Origin of the sequence: Salinispora pacifica CNR114 (assembly GCF_000514775.1) — a bacterium.
Classification (GTDB): Bacteria; Actinomycetota; Actinomycetes; order Mycobacteriales; family Micromonosporaceae; genus Micromonospora; species Micromonospora pacifica.
In genome coordinates this window covers 90,865-108,348 of record NZ_AZWO01000001.1, presented here as the reverse complement: position 1 = coordinate 108,348, position 17,484 = coordinate 90,865, and the positions used below count along the sequence as shown (strand labels likewise).

Here is a 17,484-nt window from a genome sequence, read left to right as displayed (position 1 = left end):
TGTTGCCAATCTCGGTCCACGGCGGTAGTCACGTCAGCGTTCCGTAAGCAGTCCGGAAGACGCGTCGGGGCGCGTCGCCACTGTGGACGACGCGCCCCGACCGAGCGTCCGGCGTGGGTCAGAAACCCGGGCCGTGCTGGTGACCGTGGCCGTGACCAGCCGCAGCCGGCTCCGGCTCCTGCGGCTTCTCCACCACGAGGCTCTCGGTGGTGAGCAGCAGGCCCGCGATCGACGCGGCGTTGGCGACCGCGTTGCGGGTCACCTTCACCGGGTCGAGGATGCCGGCCTTGGCCAGGTCGACGTACTCGCCCGTCGCTGCGTCGAGGCCGTGGCCCCAGTCCTTGTCGACGACCTTCTGCACCACGACGTAGCCGTCGTGGCCGGCGTTCTGGGCGATCCAGCGCAGCGGCTCGACCAGCGCCTTGCGCACGATCGATACGCCGACCTTCTCGTCCCCGACGAGGCCGAGGTCATCGTCGAGCGCCGGCAGGACCTGGGCCAGCGCGGCACCACCGCCGGGCACCGTGCCCTCCTCGACCGCGGCCTTGGTGGCGGCGATGGCGTCCTCGATGCGGTGCTTGCGCTCCTTCATCTCGACCTCGGTCGCCGCGCCAGCCCGGATCACGGCGACGCCACCGGAGAGCTTGGCCAGCCGCTCGGCGAGCTTCTCCCGGTCCCACTCGGAGTCCGAAGCCTCGATCTCCTTGCGGATCTGGGCGACTCGGTCGGCGGCGTCGGCGGCCTTGCCGCCGCCGTCAACGACGGTGGTGTTCTCCTTGTCGACCACCACCCGGCGGGCGGTGCCGAGCACCTCCAGCCCGACCTGGTCAAGCTTGTAGCCCAGCTCCGGGGCGACCAGCTCGGCACCGGTCAGGATCGCCATGTCCTGCAGCATCGCCTTGCGGCGGTCACCGAAGCCGGGAGCCTTCACCGCGCAGACCTTCATGGTCTTGCGGAGCGCGTTGACCACCAGCGTGGACAGCGCCTGACCCTCGACGTCCTCGGCGATGATCAGCAGCGGCTTGCTCTCCTGGAGGACCTTCTCCAGCAGCGGCAGCAGCTCCTCGATCGCCGAGATCTTCTGCGTGGTGATGAGGATGTACGGGTCCTCCAGGACCGACTCCTGCCCCTCCGTGTCAGTGACGAAGTTGGGCGAGATGAAGCCCTTGTCGAACTGGAGACCCTCGGTCACGTCCAGCTCGGTGGCGAGGGTGGAGCCCTCCTCGACGGTGATGACACCGTCGCGGCCGACCCGCTCCATCGCCTCGGCGATGAGCTCACCGATCGTGGCGTCCTGCGCGGAGACGGTCGCGACGTGCGCGATCGCCGCCTTGTCCGACACCTCGACGGCCTTGCCGAGCAGCGCCTCGGAGACCTTGGTGGCCGCCGCGTCGATGCCCCGCTTGAGGCCGGTCGGGTTGGCGCCGGCTGCCACGTTCCGCAGGCCCTCCCGGACCAGCGCCTGGGCCAGCACGGTGGCGGTGGTGGTCCCGTCGCCGGCGACGTCGTTGGTCTTGGTCGCCACCTCCTTGACCAGCTGCGCGCCGAGGTTCTCGTGCGGGTCGGTGAGCTCGATCTCCTTGGCGATGGTCACGCCGTCGTTGGTGATCGTGGGTGCGCCAAACTTCTTGTCCAGGACGACGTTGCGCCCGCGGGGGCCGAGGGTGACCTTGACCGCATCCGCGAGGGCGTTGACACCGTGCTCCAGCTGGTGCCGAGCGTCGTCCGAGAAGCTCAGGATCTTCGCCATGAATGTCCCTTCGAAGCGTCGTCGCCCCGGCCCGGCGAGCCGGACCGGGGCGACGACACTGCTCGGTTACCTACTTCTCGATGACCGCGAGGACGTCGCGGGCGGAGAGCACCAGGTACTCCTCGCCGGCGTACTTGACCTCGGTGCCGCCGTACTTCGAGTAGAGGACGGTGTCGCCGACCTTGACGTCGATCGGCACGCGGTTGCCCTTGTCGTCGATCCGGCCCGGGCCGACAGCGAGGACAGTGCCCTCCTGCGGCTTCTCCTTGGCGGTGTCGGGAATCACGATGCCCGACGCCGTGGTGGTCTCAGCCTCATTCGCCTGGACCACGATGCGGTCCTCAAGCGGCTTGATCGCAACCTTGGTCGCGGTAGTCACGGGCATACCCTCCTGGGGTACTTGGTTTCGTTACCGACCGGCAAACCGGCCAGCTCAATCTGCCACATGCCACCGGGCGGGGCCGTCGTCGCGGGTGCCGGTCCGCCTGGCGTTAACCTGCCGGGCACCAGGGCCCGGAGGTTGGCACCCTCAGGTCGAGAGTGCTAATCGCAGGTTATTCCTCGGCTAGCACTCCGTCAAGGAGAGTGCCAACGAACCGCCCAGCGCGTCGCGCGTACCACGTGCATGGGCCGGCGCAGGCCCGGCAACACCCCAACTCAGACGCTCGCGGACCAGCCGGAAGAATGGCGGGGTGGACCTCGGACAGCTGGCGCGGCTGCGTACCCCCGCGGGGTCGGCGGCGCTGACGGCGGCCACCGAGGTGGCCGGGGGTGACCCGCTGGCCGCGGCGACGGCGCTCCGCTCCGCCGGGTTCCCGGCCGACCTGGCCGCGGCGGCGCTGACCCAGGCCGAGCTACGCCGACGTGCGGTGGGCAAGTTCGGTTCGGTAGCGGCCGACATGTTCTTCACCCGGGCCGGCCTGGAGCAGGCCACCCGCCAGGTGGTGGCGCGGCGACGCGCCGAACGGCTGCGCGCCAGCGGCGTCCGCGCCCTGGCCGACCTCGGCTGCGGAATCGGCGCGGACGCGCTCGCCGCCGCCCGGGCCGGGCTCCGGGTGTACGGGGTGGAGGCCGACCCACTCACCGCCGCGACCGCCACCGCGAACGCCGAGGCGACCGGACTCGCCGAGCGCTTCACCGTCAACCAGGGGGACGCGACCACCTTCGATCTGCGCCGGGTGGACGGGGTCTTCTGTGACCCCGCCCGCCGGGCCTCCGGTCGACGGATCTTCGACCCGAACGCCTACTCCCCGCCGTGGGACTTCGTGCTCTCGCTGACCGAACGGGTGCCGCGGACGGTCGTCAAGGTGGCGCCCGGCCTGGACCACGCACTGATCCCACCCGGCGCGGAGGCGGAGTGGGTCAGCGTCAACGGCGACCTGGTCGAGGCCGCCCTGTGGTGCGGCGAGTTCGCGACGGTGGCCCGCCGCGCGACCGTGCTGCGAGAAGAGCCGCCGACCGACACCACCGGCCGGGTCGATCCCGCCGCGCACCGCACCAGGGTGCACGAGCTGACCAGTTCCCGCGTCGCCGAGGCCCCGGTCGGGCCGGTCCGCCGCTATGTCTACGACCCGGACCCGGCGGTGGTCCGCGCGCACCTCGTCGCCGAACTGGCCGGCGCCCTCGACGCCACCCTCGCCGACTCGACGATCGCCTACCTGTACGCCGACACTCCCACGCCGACCCCCTTCGCCCGCTGCCTGGAGATCACCGACGTGCTGCCGTTCTCGCTGAAGCGGCTTCGTGCCCTGCTGCGCGAGCGGCGGGTCGGCCGAGTGGAGATCCGCAAGCGGGGTTCGGCCCTCGAGCCGGAGCAACTCCGCCGCGATCTGCGGTTGACCGGCGACCAGCCGGCCAGCCTCGTGCTGACCCGGGTGGACGGCGCCCCCACGGTGCTTATCTGCCGTCCGGCCACCAGCTAGCGTGATGGGGTGGCACGACGACAGGCTACGCCGGCGACCACGCTGCTGAACAAGCGGAAAGTCAGGTACCGCACCCATCCGTACGACGTGCCGGCGGACGCCCCGAACTACGGAGCACTTGTTGCGGCGACGCTCGGCCTGCCGGCCGACCGCGTGTTCAAGTCACTGGTAGCCGTGGTCGATGGCGCGCTCACCATCGCGGTCGTCCCGGTGACCGGAGAACTCGGCCTCAAAGCCCTGTCCGCCGCCGTAGGCGCCAAACGGGCCGTGCTGGCCGACCGGGCAACGGCCGAACGTGCCACCGGGTACGTACGCGGCGGCATCAGTCCACTCGGACAGCGGCGCAACCTGCCGACCGTGCTCGACGAAAGCGCCCTTCACCACGAGACCATCTACGTCTCGGCTGGCCGCCGGGGGCTCCAGCTGGAACTGGCGCCACAGGATCTGGTCGCCCTCACCAACGCCCGAACGGCACGGATCGCCGCCACCTAGACCAGCTGGACAACCCGCGCTCTGGCCTGGTGCCCTGGCCGGATGCGGGCTGATCGCGCCACCCTCCCGAAGCGCCGGCTACGTCCGACGCGGTCTGGCGGCTTGCCGCCCAGGCCTGTCCGCGAGTGGACCGGCGACCGGCCCGGCTCAGGTTCGTCGGGTCATGATGTGCAGGGTGGCGGCGAAGCCGAGGGCGCACCACGCGGCCAGGACCGCGTACGGCGCGGCCGAGACGCCCTCCGGGCCGGCGGTGAGGGAGTCGCGAACCACCTGCGCCATGTGCTGGAACGGCAGCACCTGGTGGACCGTCTGCAGCCACTCCGGGAGCCGGTCGGCGGGGAAGTTGATCGGCGAGAACATCAACGCGATGAAGACGATGAGCTGGGTCACCATGTTCGTCACCGGTGGCGCGGCCGCGTAGGCGATCGCGAGGCCGACGGTCGTCGCGGCGAGCGCGACCAGGACCGCGGCGGGTACGGCCAGCCAGCTCACTCCAAGGGTGAGATCAAAACGCAGTACCGCGACCAGTAGCCCGAGGAGCAGTCCCGGCGCCCCGACGACCAACCAGGTGGTGACCTCCGAGAGCACAACCGCGGTCCGCGGTACGGGCAGTGTCTGGTTGTAGGTGAAGGTGCCCTCGGTCTTCGCGGTGGCGACCAGTTGCGGTGCCATCACCATGCCGATCGTGATCAGGCCCAGGGTCGGCGCCCCGGTGGCGAGGTAGCGCGCGGTGGCCGAGTCGATCTGCGGCAGCAGGAAGGCGAACCCGAGGACGATCCCCACCGAGAGGAAGATCTGGACGACCAGCACCAGCGAGAGCAGGTAGCGCAGCCGGATCGCCGACCAGCGCAGCAGGAGCAGGTAGCTACGAAACCAGGGTCGCATCAGGGTTGGTCTCCGGGTTCGCGGTCAGGGTGAGGTAGAACTCTTCGAGGCCGACGGGGTTGAGCGAGAAGCGGCCGGTTATCGACGCTGCCCAGGCCACCGCGAGCTGCGCGTGCTCCGCGGCGAGGGTGATGGTGAGCCGGTCGCCCGCCCGGCTGGTGCGCAGCGCCCAGGCCGGCACGGCCGGTGCGTCGGTCCCGCTCATCTCCAGGCGCAACTGTCGGTCCGGGGCCAGCGCGGCCGGCGGGCCGGTGGCGGTGACCCGGCCGTGGTTGAGGATCACCACCGTGTCGATCACCCGTTCGGCCTCAGCGATGTTGTGGGTGACCAGGACGACTCCGTGCCCCGCCGCGGCCAGTTCCCGAACCTGTGCCCAGAGCAGGCGCCGGCGGGCCGGGTCCACGTCGTTGGTGGGTTCGTCCAACATGACCAGCCGACCCGGCTCGACGACCGCCATGCAGAACGCGGTGAGCCGCCGCACCCCGCCGGAGAGGCGTTCGCCGGGCTGGTCCGCCCACTGCTCGATGTCCAGGGCGGCGAGCAGTTCGGTGGTCCGACGTCGCACCGCCCGGCGGTGACCACCGCGGATCCTGCCGATGCTCTCGATCGCCTGGCGGACGGTGACACCGGTGAGTGGGGCGTGGGCCTGCGGCTGGAACGAGCAGACCGAGCGCGCCCAGGCGGGCTCGGCGACCGGGTCGCGGCCGAGCAGGGTGATCGTGCCGCCGGTTGGTCGAGCCAGGCCGACGACCTGGTTCAGCAGGGTGGTCTTGCCAGCGCCGTTGTGTCCGAGCAGGCCGAGGAGTTCACCGTCGGCTACCGCCAGGCTGATGCCGTCGTTGGCGCGCACCCCACGGCGATAGACCTTGGTCAGGTTGTTGATGTACAGCATGAGACTCCGAATACCGATTAGTATCTAGATACCAGACGGTATGTAGATACTGGGTCGTATGTCAATGGGGTAGGTTCGGTACCCATGGCGGAACGACTCACCCGGGCACAGCGACAGGAACTCACTCGGGCCCGCCTCCTGGACGCCGCGGAGGCCCGGTTCGGCGACCGCGGGATTCACCAGACCTCACTGGATGAGATCGCCGCCTCCGTCGGCCTGACCAAGGGCGCCATCTACGCGAACTTCAGCAGCAAGAACGACCTCATCGCGGCGATCCTGGAGCGCAGGGTCGGCGGCCACGAAGAACCGCACCCGATCCAGTCCCTGGCCACCTGGGCGGCTCGCCTCGGCGACAGCTACGAGTCCAACGTGGACAGGGACGAGAACCGCCGCTTCGCGCTGGCGCTCATCGAGTTCTGGCTCCACGGCATGCGCAACGAACCCGCGCGAGCGCTCCTGGCCCGATGGCTCCAGACCGCCCGCGAAGCCACCGCCCAGGACGCCGCCACCCTGACCGGCGTCGATCTCCCCCTCCCCGCCGACCAGCTGGCCACCCTGCTCCTGGCGCTCGACATCGGGGTGGGCCTCCAGCGCCTACTGGACCCCGAGTCGGTGCCGGCCGAGGTCTACACCGCCGGCGTCCAGGCGATTCTGGGGCGCGAACACCCGAAGTGACCCCCGCGCCGGTGACCGCACCGGGCAGGGACACGGCAGATCGGGCCCGTCACAGTCCAGAGACCACGACGTTGCCGAATTGTTACTGCCGACAACAAACTCATGACCTCGACACTCTTGTGTCCTCCAGGGATCGCGGAATACGTTGCCGGACACAACAAACCATCCCCCAATCCCCCACCTGGAAAGGACCCTGCAGATGCGCAAGGGTTTCCTCGCCGCTGCCGCCGTCGGCCTCCTGGCCACCGGCAGCATGGCGGCCTGTGGCGACAACTCCGACGAGGAGTCGGCCGGCAAGACCCCCAAGGTCGGCGTGATCCTCCCGGACAGCAAGTCCTCCGCCCGCTGGGAGGGCGCGGACCGCAAGTTTCTGGAGGAGGCCTTCAAGGAGGCCGGCGTGGAGGCCGACATCCAGAACGCGCAGGGTGACAAGACCGAGTTCCAGACCATCGCCGACCAGATGATCACCCAGGGGGTCACCGCCCTGATGATCGTCAACCTGGACTCCGGCACCGGCAAGGCCGTCCTGGACAAAGCCAGGTCGCAGGGGGTCGCCACCATCGACTACGACCGCCTGACCCTCGGCGGCTCCGCGGAGTACTACGTCAGCTTCGACAACGAGGCCGTCGGCAGGCTCCAGGGCGAGGGCCTGATCAAGTGCCTCACCGACGGCGGCGTGCCGAACCCGTCGATCGTGTACCTGAACGGCGCGCCGACCGACAACAACGCCACCCTGTTCAAGAACGGCTACGACTCGGTCCTCAAGCCGAAGTTCGACGCCGGCGAGTACCAGCAGGTCGCGGACGACTCCGTCCCGGACTGGGACAACGCGCAGGCCGCCACCATCTTCGAGCAGCAGCTCACCAAGTCCGGCGGCAAGATCGACGGGGTGCTGGCGGCGAACGACGGGCTCGGCAACGCCGCCATCTCGGTGCTGAAGAAGAACAAACTCAACGGCAAGGTCCCGGTCACCGGCCAGGACGCCACCCCGCAGGGCCTACAGAACATCCTCGCCGGTGACCAGTGCATGACCGTCTACAAGGCGATCAAGCAGGAGGCCCAGGCCGCCGCCGAACTGGCCATCTCGCTGGCCAAGGGGGAGCGGAAGGAGACCGGCCAGACCGTCAAGGACCCGGAGAGCGGCCGGGATGTGCCCGCCGTGCTGCTCACCCCCCAGGCGATCTACCAGGAGAACGTCAAGGACGTCATCGCCGACGGCTTCGTGACCAAGGACGAGGTCTGCACCGAGGCGTACGCCGAACTCTGCGCGAGCGCCGGCATCAGCTGACCGCCGGCGTGGCCGTCGCCCGGCACGGGCCACCCCGTGCCGGGCGACGTGTCGCCGCATCCGGTGGTACGACGATCTCCCCTCACGTGCGTTAAGGAGTCCCCGTGTCCGCGACCCCCCTGCTGGAGCTGCGCGGGATCGACAAGAGCTTCGGTCCCGTCCAGGTCCTGCGTGACGTCGCTCTCTCCGCCTTTCCCGGGCAGGTGACCGCGCTGGTCGGCGACAACGGCGCCGGTAAGTCCACCCTGGTCAAGTGCATCAGCGGCATCTACCCGACCGATGCCGGCGAGTTCCTCTTCAACGGCCGCCCGGTGAGCATCCACAACCCCCGCGACGCCGCCGCGCTCGGCATCGAGGTCGTTTACCAGGACCTCGCGCTCTGCGACAACCTCGACATCGTGCAGAACATGTTCCTCGGCCGGGAGAAGCGGCGCAGCCTCGTGCTCGACGAGCCGACCATGGAGCAGATGGCTGCGGACACGCTCGCCGGGCTCTCCGTCCGCACCGTCAAGTCGCTCCGCCAGCAGGTTTCCAGCCTCTCCGGAGGCCAACGGCAGACCGTGGCGATCGCCAAGGCGGTGCTCTGGAACAGCAAGGTCGTCATCCTGGACGAGCCGACCGCGGCGCTCGGGGTCGCGCAGACCGCACAGGTGCTCGAGTTGGTTCGCCGGCTGGCCGACAACGGCCTCGCGGTCGTACTCATCTCCCACAACATGAACGATGTCTTCGCCGTCTCCGACCGGATCGCCGCGCTCTACCTGGGCCAGATGGTCGCCCAGGTGAAGACCACCGACATCACCCACGCCCAAATCGTTGAGCTGATCACCGCCGGCCGCTCCGGTGCGCTCGGGCTCAACGCGGGCAACGGATCGAACGACACCGGCGGGGAGCCCGCCGCCGCCCCGGGAGCCGCCCGATGACCAGCGCCGCCCTCCCCGACCAGGAATCCGTGGCCACCCCCGCCGCCGTGCCCACCCTCACCAGCCACGTGCGCGGCTACCTCAGCCGGGTGCGCGGTGGGGAGATCGGTGCCCTACCCGCCGTCCTCGGCCTGATCGTGCTCTGCACCGTCTTCGCGATCATGCGGCCGTCGTTCCTCACCACCGCCAACTTCGCCAACCTGTTTACGCAGGGGGCAGCGGTCACGCTGATCGCCATGGGGCTGGTCTTCGTCCTGCTGCTCGGTGAGATCGATCTCTCCGCCGGCTTCGCCAGCGGAGTCTGTGCCGCGGTACTGGCCAATGTGGTCACCGTCCTCGGCTACCCGTGGTACGTCGCGGTGCTCGCCGCGGTGCTCACCGGAGTGTTGATCGGCAGCGTGCTCGGAATGCTGGTCGCGAAGATCGGCATTCCGTCCTTCGTGGTCACCCTCGCCGGCTTCCTCGCCTTCCAGGGCATCGTGCTGCTGCTGATGGAGGAGGGCAGGAACATCTCGGTCCGCGACCCGGTGCTGGTGGCGATCGCGAACCGCAACCTGCCACCGGCTCTCGGCTGGGCCCTGGCCGGGCTCGCCGTCGCCGGCTACGCCGCGGTCCAGACGACGCGGTACCGCAGCCGTGCGGCCCGGGGCCTGGTCACCGACCCACTCACCGTGGTTCTCGCCCGGGTCGTCGGGCTGGCCACCGTGCTCGGCACGACGGTCTACCTCCTCAACCAGGAACGCAGCTTCAACGTCCTGATCAATTCCCTGAAGGGCGTACCGATCGTGGTGCCGCTGATCGCGGTACTGCTGATCGCCGGAACCTTCGTACTGCAGCGCACCAGCTACGGCCGGCACGTCTACGCGGTCGGCGGCAACAAGGAAGCAGCCCGCCGAGCCGGCATCAACGTCGACCGGATCCGCATCTCCGTCTTCGTGATCTGCTCCGCGATGGCCGCGATCGGCGGCATTGTCGCCGCCAGCCGGGCCAACTCGGTCGACCCGAACACCGGTGGCAGTAACGTACTGCTCTACGCCGTCGGCGCGGCGGTGATCGGTGGCACCAGTCTCTTCGGTGGCAAGGGTCGGGTCCTCGACGCGGTGCTCGGCGGTGCGGTCGTCGCAGTGATCGACAATGGGATGGGTCTGATGGGCTACAGCTCAGGGGTCAAGTACGTGGTAACCGGGGTGGTCCTACTCCTCGCTGCCAGCGTGGACGCGCTGTCCCGGCGCCGGGCCGCCGCCAGCGGCGGCCGCTGACCGGACCGGCCCGACCAGGCCACCGACGCCGCCCGCCACCGCACTGAGGAGCAGTACGCCGCGATGCGCGCAGGACCCAGCCAGGACGAGATCCGTCGGCAGAACCTCGGAGCGTTACTGCGGTACGTCCATATGCACGGGGCGACGTCCCGGGCCGAGCTGACCACCACGCTGGGGCTGAACCGCAGCACCATCGGCGCGCTCACCACCGACCTCGCCGCGGCCGGCCTGGTGAGCGAGGGGGCACCGAAGGAGACCGGCCGGGCCGGACGACCGTCGCTGGTCGTCCGGCCCGAGTCGGCCCGGGTGTACGCGTACGCGTACAGCATCGAGGTGGACCGGCTGCGGGCCGCGCGGATCGGTCTCGGCGGCGGGGTGCTCGACCGGCGGGAACTGGCGCGTCCGCGCGGCATCACCGCCGCCGAGGCCGCGCCGTTGCTGGCCCGGGCGGCGCGGGAGATGCGACAGTCCGTGCCCGCCGACGCGATCTGTGTCGGCGCGGGCGTCGCCGTCTGCGGCCTGGTCCGTCGGGACGACGGACTGGTCCGGCTCGGCCCGACGCTGGGCTGGGTGGACGAGCCGATCGGTGCGGCGATCGGTGCCGAGTTGGGGCCGGACGTTCCGGTCGTCGTCGGCAACGTCGCCGACATGGCGGCCTTCGCCGAACACACCCGCGGCGCCGCCACCACCTGCGACAACCTGATCTATCTGTACGGCGATGTCGGCGTCGGCGCCGGCATCATCGCCGGCGGGCGTCGGCTGACCGGGCACGGCGGCTACGGCGGCGAGGTCGGGCACATGGTGGTCCGGCGGGACGGCACCCGCTGCGAGTGTGGGTCACGCGGCTGCTGGGAGACGGAGATCGGCGAACACGGTCTGCTGCAGGCGGCCGGCCGCTCCGACACCCAGGGCCGAGAAGCGCTGCTGGCAGTCTTCGAGGCCGCCGACCGGGGCGACGCCCGAGCCCAGACCGCCGTGCGCACCGCCGGCGACTGGCTCGGCTTCGGCGTGGCCAACCTCGTCAACATCTTCAACCCGGAGTTGGTCATCTTCGGCGGTGCCATGCGGGACCTCTACCTGGCCGCCGCCGCCCAGGTACGCAGCCGGCTCAACGCCAGCGCACTGCCCGCCTGTGTGGAACACGTCCGGCTGCGCACCCCCGAACTCGGCGACGACGCCGCCCTGATCGGCGCGGCCGAACTCGCCTTCGAACGGCTCCTCGCCGACCCGCTCGACGTCCACTGAACCCAGTCCCCGAGTGGACTGGGCGGCGCTGGGGTCAGCGATCGACCGGCGTGAAGTCCCAGGAGTACGGGGGACGCGCGACCAGGGTCACCGGCGGGTCGGGCAGGGGACGGGGGTTGCCCCGCCACTTCGAGATCACCACGACCCGGTGATCGGTGGAGGAGAAGACCTCGCTGGAGACGTGCAGCGGGTCGTGTTCGAACTCCGGCAGGGCGGTCTCACACACCCAGGTGATCAGGTCGGCCATCCCGTACGGCTCGGCCCGTACCTCCCACATCCGCACGATCATGTCTGCTCCTCCCCGGTAACACTGACTGTCGTCAGTGGCATCGCCGAATCGGCGGGCAGGTCCAGGCAGCTCGGCGCGACACCGGCGGCGACCAGGTGTGAGCCGAGCGCGGCGACCATCGCGCCGTTGTCCGTACACAACTTCGGGCGGGGCGTCCGCACCCGGATGTCGTACTTCGCCGCGCGCTGCTCGGCCATCGCCCGCAGCCGCGAGTTGGCCGCCACTCCGCCCCCGATCACCAGGGTCTGCACCCCACTCGACCGGCAGGCATCCAGTGCCTTCCCGATCAGCACGTCGCACACCGCCTCCTGGAAGGAGGCGGCGACGTCGGCGACCGGGATGGGTTCGCCGGCCCGCTGCCGACGCTCCACCCAACGCGCCACCGCGGTCTTCAACCCGGAGAAGGAGAAGTCGTAGCGGTGCGCTGCCAAGTCCTTGGCCGCGGTCAGCCCCCGGGGGAACGCGATGGCCGCCGGGTCACCGGCGCGGGCCTCGCGATCGATGTACGGGCCACCGGGGAAGGGCAGCCCGAGGAGGCGGGCGACCTTGTCGAACGCCTCGCCGGCCGCGTCGTCGATCGTGGCGCCGAGCGGGGTGACACCGTGGGCCAGGTCGTCGACGAGCAGCAGCGACGAGTGCCCGCCCGAAACCAGCAGGGCGATCGCCGGCTCGGGCAGCGGCCCGTGTTCCAGGGTGTCCACGGCAACGTGCGCGGCCAGGTGGTTCACGCCGTACACCGGCTTTTCGGCGGCGACCGCGTAGCCCTTGGCCGCGGCGACCCCGACCAGCAGCGCCCCGGCCAGACCGGGGCCGGAGGTCACCGCGATGGCGTCGACGTCAGCGAGCGTCACCCCCGCCTCCGCCAACGCCCGGTTCATGGTCGGGACGATCGCCTCCAGGTGGGCCCGGCTGGCCACCTCGGGCACCACGCCGCCAAACCGGGCATGTTGCTCGACGCTGCTGGCCAAGGCGTCGGCGAGCAGGGTGTGGCCCCGGACAACACCGACCCCGGTCTCGTCGCAGGACGTCTCGATCCCCAGGACCAGGGGTTCGTCAGCCATCGATCAACTCCTCGTCCCGGCGCATGACCAACGCGTCGGTGTTGCTCGGCTGGTAGTACCCGCGCCGCACCCCGATCGCCTCGAAGCCGTGCGCCGCGTAAAGCTTCTGCGCCGGGGCGTTGTCCGCGGCCACCTCCAGCAGCGTGCCGCGCACCCGCAGTCGCGCCGCCTCGGCCAACAACGCGCGCAACAGCAACCGCCCGACCCCCCGCCGCTGCGCGGACCGGCGGACGGCGATGTTCTGCACCCATGCCTCCTCGCCGGCGATGGCGGTGAGCCCCGCGTAGCCGAGCAGGGCCTCCCCCTCGGTCACCACCAGGTAGTGGTGCCCGTTGGCGAGTTCGTTCCAGAACATGGCGGCAGACCACTGCTCGACACCGAAGAGGTCCGCCTCGATCGGCAACACCTCGGCGATGTGCCACCAACGGAACCGCTCCAGCTGGAGGCCACGCCCCCCGCCACCCGGTTCGCCGCCCCGGTTCGCTTCCCCACTCACGGCAGGACCGACTTGCGGCCCGCCGCCGCGACCGCGTCCGGGCGGCGCAGGTAGAGCGGGGTGAGCGGCTCATCGGGGGCACCGGCGGCGATCCGCGCCGCCGCGAGCCGCGCCAGGGCCACCGGCATCGGGTAGCGGGGCTCGTCGGCGACCGGCAGCTCCAGCGTCGCCGCGTACCGGTGCGCGCCGTCGCCGACCGCGGCGACAACCGCCAGGTCACGGGCGCGCGCGGCGGCGACCGCCGGAGCGGAGACCTCGGGGCCGACGACCCGTTGGCCGGCCCCGTCGTACACCGCCCAGTAGATCTCCCGGCGACGCGCGTCGGTCGCCGCCAGGACCGGCTCGCCGGCGGCGGCCGGGAAGCCGACGGCGTCCAGCGAACAGACCCCGTAGGTTGGCACGCCGAGCGCCTGCCCCATCGTGGCGGCGGTGACCAGCCCGACCCGCAGCCCGGTGAACGGGCCCGGCCCGAGGCCGGCGACGATCGCACCGAGAGCGGAGGGGCGCACACCGACGTCGGCCAGGACCGCGTCCACCTGTGGGGCGAGCAGCTCGCCGTGGGCTCGGGCGTCCACGGCACAGCGCTGCGCCCGCACCTCGACGCCGGCCGCCGTGACCTGCGCCAGCGCGGCGATCACCGCGGGAGTCGAGCTGTCCACCACGAGTACGAGCACGGTGAACCAGCCTAGCCGCCCGGCTGCCGGGACCGGCCCCACCCCGGCAGAGCGATCAGGCGGCGGCGCGTTCCCAGTCGATCGTCGGCAGACCGGCGTCGGCGAGCGCCTTGTTGGCCGCGCTGAACGGGCGGCTGCCCAGGAACCCCCGCGGGTTCATCGGGCTGGGGTGTCCCGCCTCCAGCACCACGTGGCTCGGGTTTGTCACCAACGCCGCCTTCTTCCGGGCATATCCACCCCAGAGTAAGAAGACCACCCGGTGATCCACCGCGTTCAGCGCCCGAATTGTCGCGTTGGTGAACTCCTCCCAGCCGCGGTTGGCGTGGGAGCCGGGGCTGGCCTCGCGAACCGTCAGCACCGAGTTGAGCAGCAGCACACCCTGCGCGGCCCAGCCGGCCAGATTTCCACCGGCCGGTCGCGGCACGCCCAGATCGGCGCCCAACTCCTTGAAGACGTTGCGCAGTGAGGGCGGCGTCGGCACGCCGGGGCGGACGCTGAAGCTCAGCCCGTGTGCCTGCCCGGCCCGGTGATAGGGATCCTGGCCGAGGATCACCACCCGGGTCTCCGTCGGCGGGCAGAGCCGGTAGGCCGAGAAGAGGTCCGTCATGGGCGGAAAGACGGTCTGGGTGGCGTACTCCTGCGCGACGAAACCGGCAAGCGCCGCAGTGCGGGCCGGGTCGAGCTGCGGGGCGAGCGCGGACCGCCACCCCGGTGACAGCAGGGCCAGCAGATCCAGGGTGGGTGCGTCGTCGGGCATCGGCGGCCTTTCCGGTCGGGGCGTCCCGCGCACTCTAGTCGCCGGCTCCGACACCACCGGCCACCTCCCCGCGAGGCTCCTCCGGGTCGCCACCGCAACCCCAACCAGGACGGCCCGCCCCCTACGGGACCGGTCGATGGTGTCAGCTGTCGATGAATCCGGGGGTGCCGGTCAACCGCGCGCTCCAGTCGCCACCGACCGGTTCCAGGTCGACCAGCCGGGTGTCGTCGTCCCGGCGGTCGATCCGAACCCACAGGTGCTCCGCGACGAGCTGCTCGGCGAGCCCCTCGCCCCACTCGACCACGGTCACCGCCTCGTCCACCGACGCGTCCAGATCCAGGTCGTCGAGCTCGGCACGGGGGTCGCTCGCATCACCCAGGCGGTACGCGTCGGCGTGCACGAGGGGCACCGAGCCACCCCGGACCGGATCGGGTTGGTGTACCCGCGCGATCACGAAGGTGGGGGAGGTGACCGCCCCGGCCACCCCCAGGCCGGCGCCGATGCCTTGGGTGAGGGCCGTCTTGCCGGCACCGAGGGGACCTGTCAGCAGCAGCAGGTCCCCCGCTCGGAGGAGGCCGGCCAGCCGGCGGCCGAAGGCGTGCGTGTCGGCGACGGTCGGCAGGGTGAATCGGATCGGCCTTCCGGGGTTCACAGCTCCTCCAGAAACCGGATCAACGCCGCGTTCACCTCGGCGGCGTGTTCCAACATCACCACATGCCCGCTGTCGGGGATCTTGACGAACTCGGCGTGCGGCAGCCGGCGGACGATCTCCTCCGAGTGCGCCACCGGCGTGATCATGTCTTTCTCCCCCACCAGCACCAGCACCGGCGCGCTGGCGAGCGCCGCCAGAGCCGGAAACCGGGAGTGGGTGGCGAGCGTTCGCAGGTAGCGGGTGACGGTGTCGGCGGAGGTCCGGGAATTCATCTCCTCGACGTAGGAGACCAGAGCCGGGCTGGGGTGACCGGTGCCGAAGCCATACCGGCGGGTGAGCAGCCAGGCCACGTTGGAGGTGGACCGACGCGCTCGGTCGATCACCGGGCTCCCGTAGCGGGCGGCGTTGCTCATCAGGTGCAGCACCGGCGGACCGACCCGGCCCAGCAGCGCCGGGGCGACCAGCTTGGTCTCGGCGAGCAGCCCGCCGGAGGTGGCCAGCAACACGGTGCCCACCACCCGGTCCCCAAACAGCTCCGGGAAGAGTTCCGCGAACGCCATGATGGTCATACCACCCATCGAGTGGCCGACCAGCACCAGCGGGCCCTCCGGCGCGGTCTGGTCGAGCACCGCGCGCAGCGTCCGACCGAGTGCGGTCAGGTCGTACTCGCCGGTTTCCAGCTGGCCGGAGCGCCCGTGCCCCGGCTGGTCGTACGCCACGATCCGGTGCTCACCCCGGGCGGCGAGCAGCTTGCGCTGGAAGTGGAAGGTCCCCTGGTCCAGGCAGAATCCGTGCACCAGCACGATGGTGGGGTTCCCGGTAACCGGCCGGGCCGGCTCGACCACCTCCACGTGGATGTCGGTGCCGTCCGGCATCTCCACCCGCAACGCCTCGTCGAACCGCCGCTCGCCGAAGTCCTCGCCGGCGTACCGGTCGGTGGGGTCAGCCTTCAGCCGACGGACCAGCGCGCGTTCGGTCGCGACGCCGGCGACGAGACCGGCGGCCGCGACACCGACGGCGGCCAACGCGCCGATCGCGGCCCGGGGGTGGCTGGCCCGGGGCAGCGGAACCCGGAACCGGGACGCCGTCACGAACGCTCGCCGTCATAGCAGCGGGGCACCCGGGTGCTGCCGAAACGGGTGACGATCTCGTAGTTGATCGTCCCGACCGCCTCGGCCCAGTCGTCGGCGGTGGGCTCCCCGTTCTGTCCGGTGCCGAAGAGGGTGGCCACGTCGCCCGGCGCGACCGGATCGTCGCCGCAGTCGAGCACGAACTGGTCCATGCAGACCCGGCCGGAGATGGTCCGCCGAACGCCACCGAGCTGCACCGGGCCGCAGTTGGACGCGTCCCGGGGGACGCCGTCGGCGTACCCGAGCGGAATCACGGCGAGGTTGCTCGCCCGTTCGGTGGTGTACGTGTGGCCGTAGGAGACTCCGGCCCCCGCCGGTACCTGCTTGGTGAGCATGACGCGGGCCCGGGCGGTCATCGCCGGCCGCAGGCCGAATCGCTCTCCGGCCACCGGCGAGAGCCCGTAGACGGCCAGCCCGGGACGGACCAGGTCGAAGTGGGCGTCCGGCCGGGTCAGCGTGGCCGCCGAGTTGGCCAGGTGGCGGTAGCGCGGACGCAGCCCCGCCTGCTCCACCATGCTCAACCCCTCGTGGAAGACGGCAAGCTGCCGGTCGGTGGTCGGGTGTCCGGGAGCGTCGGCGTACACGAGGTGGCTCCACACCCCCACCACCTCGACCGCGCCGTCAGCCTGCGCCTTCGCCGCGGCATCGAGCAGCTCCGGCCACTGCGAGACGGTCGCGCCACCCCGGGACAGCCCAGTGTCGATCTTGAGATGCAGCCGGGTGGGACGCCCGGCCACCCGGCCCGCCTCAACCATCTCGTCGAGCTGCGCCACGCTGGCCGCACTGAGATCAATACCGGCCAGCACCCCTTCGTGCAACGGCAGGCCCGGCGCGAGCAGCCAGGCCAGGATCGGCACGGTAAGCCCGGCCCGGCGCAGGGTGAGCGCCTCGTCGAGGGTGCAGACCCCGAGCCAGTCGGCACCACCATCCAGCGCGGCGTGGGCGGCCGGGACCATGCCGTGGCCGTACCCGTCCCCCTTGACCACCGCCATCAACTCGGCGGCGCTACCGGAGCGCAACCAACTCACGTTCTCACGGATCGCGTCAAGGTCGACGCGTACCTCGGCCTGCCACATGCCCCCAGCCTACTGAGTTGA

19 protein-coding genes are annotated in these 17,484 nt (G+C 71.0%); 7 read left to right on the top strand and 12 right to left on the bottom strand.

Translation table 11 applies throughout. The features are described 5' to 3' along the window. Window positions 1-118 precede the first annotated feature (118 nt). Together groL and groES are read right to left on the bottom strand one after the other, a co-directional pair. Window positions 119-1,750, bottom strand: a complete 1,632-nt coding sequence (groL, locus tag B118_RS0100605; RefSeq protein ID WP_018810167.1) for a chaperonin GroEL — start codon at window positions 1,748-1,750, stop codon at window positions 119-121. 70 nt (window positions 1,751-1,820) lie between these two features. Beyond that, window positions 1,821-2,135, bottom strand: a complete 315-nt coding sequence (gene groES, locus B118_RS0100600) for a co-chaperone GroES (RefSeq protein WP_018222648.1) — start codon at window positions 2,133-2,135, stop codon at window positions 1,821-1,823. Between the two features lie 307 nt (window positions 2,136-2,442). On the opposite strand from groES, the gene B118_RS0100595 reads away from it, so the two are divergent. Together B118_RS0100595 and ybaK are read left to right on the top strand one after the other, a co-directional pair. Next, window positions 2,443-3,672 carry a THUMP-like domain-containing protein gene (locus B118_RS0100595; protein WP_028192257.1) on the top strand — a complete coding sequence of 410 codons (1,230 nt, stop codon included), beginning with the start codon at window positions 2,443-2,445 and terminating at the stop codon, window positions 3,670-3,672. 9 nt (window positions 3,673-3,681) lie between these two features. Then, on the top strand, window positions 3,682-4,164 hold the full coding sequence (gene ybaK, locus B118_RS0100590) for a Cys-tRNA(Pro) deacylase (protein ID WP_018810169.1): 483 nt from the start codon (window positions 3,682-3,684) through the stop codon (window positions 4,162-4,164). Between the two features lie 147 nt (window positions 4,165-4,311). Here the strand turns inward: ybaK and B118_RS0100585 are convergent, their stop codons facing one another. Together B118_RS0100585 and B118_RS0100580 are read right to left on the bottom strand one after the other, a co-directional pair. Beyond that, window positions 4,312-5,049: an ABC transporter permease gene (locus B118_RS0100585; protein ID WP_028192256.1), complete on the bottom strand. Its 738-nt coding sequence runs from the start codon at window positions 5,047-5,049 to the stop codon at window positions 4,312-4,314. Next, entirely contained in the window at window positions 5,030-5,941 is a 912-nt protein-coding gene (locus B118_RS0100580; RefSeq protein WP_028192255.1) for an ABC transporter ATP-binding protein, read from the bottom strand. Before B118_RS0100580 ends, B118_RS0100585 begins: the two co-directional genes overlap by 20 nt. A gap of 84 nt (window positions 5,942-6,025) precedes the next feature. Between B118_RS0100580 and B118_RS0100575 the strand changes: the two genes are divergently transcribed. The 5 genes from B118_RS0100575 to B118_RS0100555 all read left to right on the top strand — a co-directional run bounded on the left by B118_RS0100575 (window position 6,026) and on the right by B118_RS0100555 (window position 11,328). Next, a complete protein-coding gene (locus B118_RS0100575) occupies window positions 6,026-6,616 on the top strand; it encodes a TetR/AcrR family transcriptional regulator (protein ID WP_028192254.1) in 591 nt (196 codons plus the stop codon). A gap of 199 nt (window positions 6,617-6,815) precedes the next feature. Next, window positions 6,816-7,904 carry a sugar ABC transporter substrate-binding protein gene (locus B118_RS0100570; RefSeq protein WP_018810172.1) on the top strand — a complete coding sequence of 363 codons (1,089 nt, stop codon included), beginning with the start codon at window positions 6,816-6,818 and terminating at the stop codon, window positions 7,902-7,904. A 104-nt stretch (window positions 7,905-8,008) separates the two neighbouring features. Beyond that, window positions 8,009-8,824 (top strand): ATP-binding cassette domain-containing protein, encoded by an 816-nt coding sequence (locus tag B118_RS0100565; protein WP_028192253.1) that lies wholly within the window; start codon window positions 8,009-8,011, stop codon window positions 8,822-8,824. Continuing rightward, window positions 8,821-10,083, top strand: coding sequence for a sugar ABC transporter permease (locus tag B118_RS0100560; RefSeq protein WP_018222640.1), 1,263 nt, complete (start codon window positions 8,821-8,823; stop codon window positions 10,081-10,083). Before B118_RS0100565 ends, B118_RS0100560 begins: the two co-directional genes overlap by 4 nt. A 63-nt stretch (window positions 10,084-10,146) precedes the next feature. Next, window positions 10,147-11,328, top strand: coding sequence for an ROK family protein (locus B118_RS0100555; protein WP_018222639.1), 1,182 nt, complete (start codon window positions 10,147-10,149; stop codon window positions 11,326-11,328). Window positions 11,329-11,362: 34 nt separating this feature from the next. On the opposite strand, the gene B118_RS0100550 is transcribed toward B118_RS0100555, so the two are convergent. The 8 genes from B118_RS0100550 to alr all read right to left on the bottom strand — a co-directional run bounded on the left by B118_RS0100550 (window position 11,363) and on the right by alr (window position 17,463). Continuing rightward, window positions 11,363-11,617: a hypothetical protein gene (locus B118_RS0100550; protein WP_018222638.1), complete on the bottom strand. Its 255-nt coding sequence runs from the start codon at window positions 11,615-11,617 to the stop codon at window positions 11,363-11,365. After that, window positions 11,614-12,678, bottom strand: a complete 1,065-nt coding sequence (tsaD, locus tag B118_RS0100545; protein WP_028192252.1) for a tRNA (adenosine(37)-N6)-threonylcarbamoyltransferase complex transferase subunit TsaD — start codon at window positions 12,676-12,678, stop codon at window positions 11,614-11,616. Before tsaD ends, B118_RS0100550 begins: the two co-directional genes overlap by 4 nt. Next, window positions 12,671-13,174, bottom strand: a complete 504-nt coding sequence (gene rimI, locus B118_RS0100540) for a ribosomal protein S18-alanine N-acetyltransferase (protein ID WP_028192251.1) — start codon at window positions 13,172-13,174, stop codon at window positions 12,671-12,673. The genes tsaD and rimI overlap by 8 nt, the downstream gene beginning before the upstream one ends. Further along, the gene (gene tsaB, locus B118_RS0100535; RefSeq protein ID WP_026273984.1) at window positions 13,171-13,848 is read right to left on the bottom strand and encodes a tRNA (adenosine(37)-N6)-threonylcarbamoyltransferase complex dimerization subunit type 1 TsaB; all 678 of its coding nucleotides are present in this window, start codon (window positions 13,846-13,848) and stop codon (window positions 13,171-13,173) included. The genes rimI and tsaB overlap by 4 nt, the downstream gene beginning before the upstream one ends. 55 nt (window positions 13,849-13,903) lie before the next feature. Next, a complete protein-coding gene (locus B118_RS0100530; RefSeq protein WP_028192250.1) occupies window positions 13,904-14,605 on the bottom strand; it encodes a uracil-DNA glycosylase in 702 nt (233 codons plus the stop codon). Between the two features lie 142 nt (window positions 14,606-14,747). Further along, entirely contained in the window at window positions 14,748-15,257 is a 510-nt protein-coding gene (tsaE, locus tag B118_RS0100525; RefSeq protein WP_018222633.1) for a tRNA (adenosine(37)-N6)-threonylcarbamoyltransferase complex ATPase subunit type 1 TsaE, read from the bottom strand. Next, a complete protein-coding gene (locus B118_RS0100520) occupies window positions 15,254-16,348 on the bottom strand; it encodes an alpha/beta fold hydrolase (RefSeq protein WP_018222632.1) in 1,095 nt (364 codons plus the stop codon). The genes tsaE and B118_RS0100520 overlap by 4 nt, the downstream gene beginning before the upstream one ends. Further along, the gene (gene alr / locus B118_RS0100515; protein WP_018810177.1) at window positions 16,345-17,463 is read right to left on the bottom strand and encodes an alanine racemase; all 1,119 of its coding nucleotides are present in this window, start codon (window positions 17,461-17,463) and stop codon (window positions 16,345-16,347) included. Before alr ends, B118_RS0100520 begins: the two co-directional genes overlap by 4 nt. Between the last annotated feature and the right edge of the window lie 21 nt (window positions 17,464-17,484).

Coding starts and splice junctions, on each gene's coding strand:
- groL (WP_018810167.1), bottom strand. CDS start 1,750: ATGGCGAAGATCCTGAGCTTCTCGGACGACGCTCGGCACCAGCTGGAG.
- groES (WP_018222648.1), bottom strand. CDS start 2,135: ATGCCCGTGACTACCGCGACCAAGGTTGCGATCAAGCCGCTTGAGGAC.
- B118_RS0100585 (WP_028192256.1), bottom strand. CDS start 5,049: ATGCGACCCTGGTTTCGTAGCTACCTGCTCCTGCTGCGCTGGTCGGCG.
- B118_RS0100580 (WP_028192255.1), bottom strand. CDS start 5,941: ATGCTGTACATCAACAACCTGACCAAGGTCTATCGCCGTGGGGTGCGC.
- B118_RS0100575 (WP_028192254.1), top strand. CDS start 6,026: ATGGCGGAACGACTCACCCGGGCACAGCGACAGGAACTCACTCGGGCC.
- B118_RS0100570 (WP_018810172.1), top strand. CDS start 6,816: ATGCGCAAGGGTTTCCTCGCCGCTGCCGCCGTCGGCCTCCTGGCCACC.
- B118_RS0100560 (WP_018222640.1), top strand. CDS start 8,821: ATGACCAGCGCCGCCCTCCCCGACCAGGAATCCGTGGCCACCCCCGCC.
- B118_RS0100555 (WP_018222639.1), top strand. CDS start 10,147: ATGCGCGCAGGACCCAGCCAGGACGAGATCCGTCGGCAGAACCTCGGA.
- B118_RS0100550 (WP_018222638.1), bottom strand. CDS start 11,617: ATGATCGTGCGGATGTGGGAGGTACGGGCCGAGCCGTACGGGATGGCC.
- tsaD (WP_028192252.1), bottom strand. CDS start 12,678: ATGGCTGACGAACCCCTGGTCCTGGGGATCGAGACGTCCTGCGACGAG.
- B118_RS0100530 (WP_028192250.1), bottom strand. CDS start 14,605: ATGCCCGACGACGCACCCACCCTGGATCTGCTGGCCCTGCTGTCACCG.
- alr (WP_018810177.1), bottom strand. CDS start 17,463: ATGTGGCAGGCCGAGGTACGCGTCGACCTTGACGCGATCCGTGAGAAC.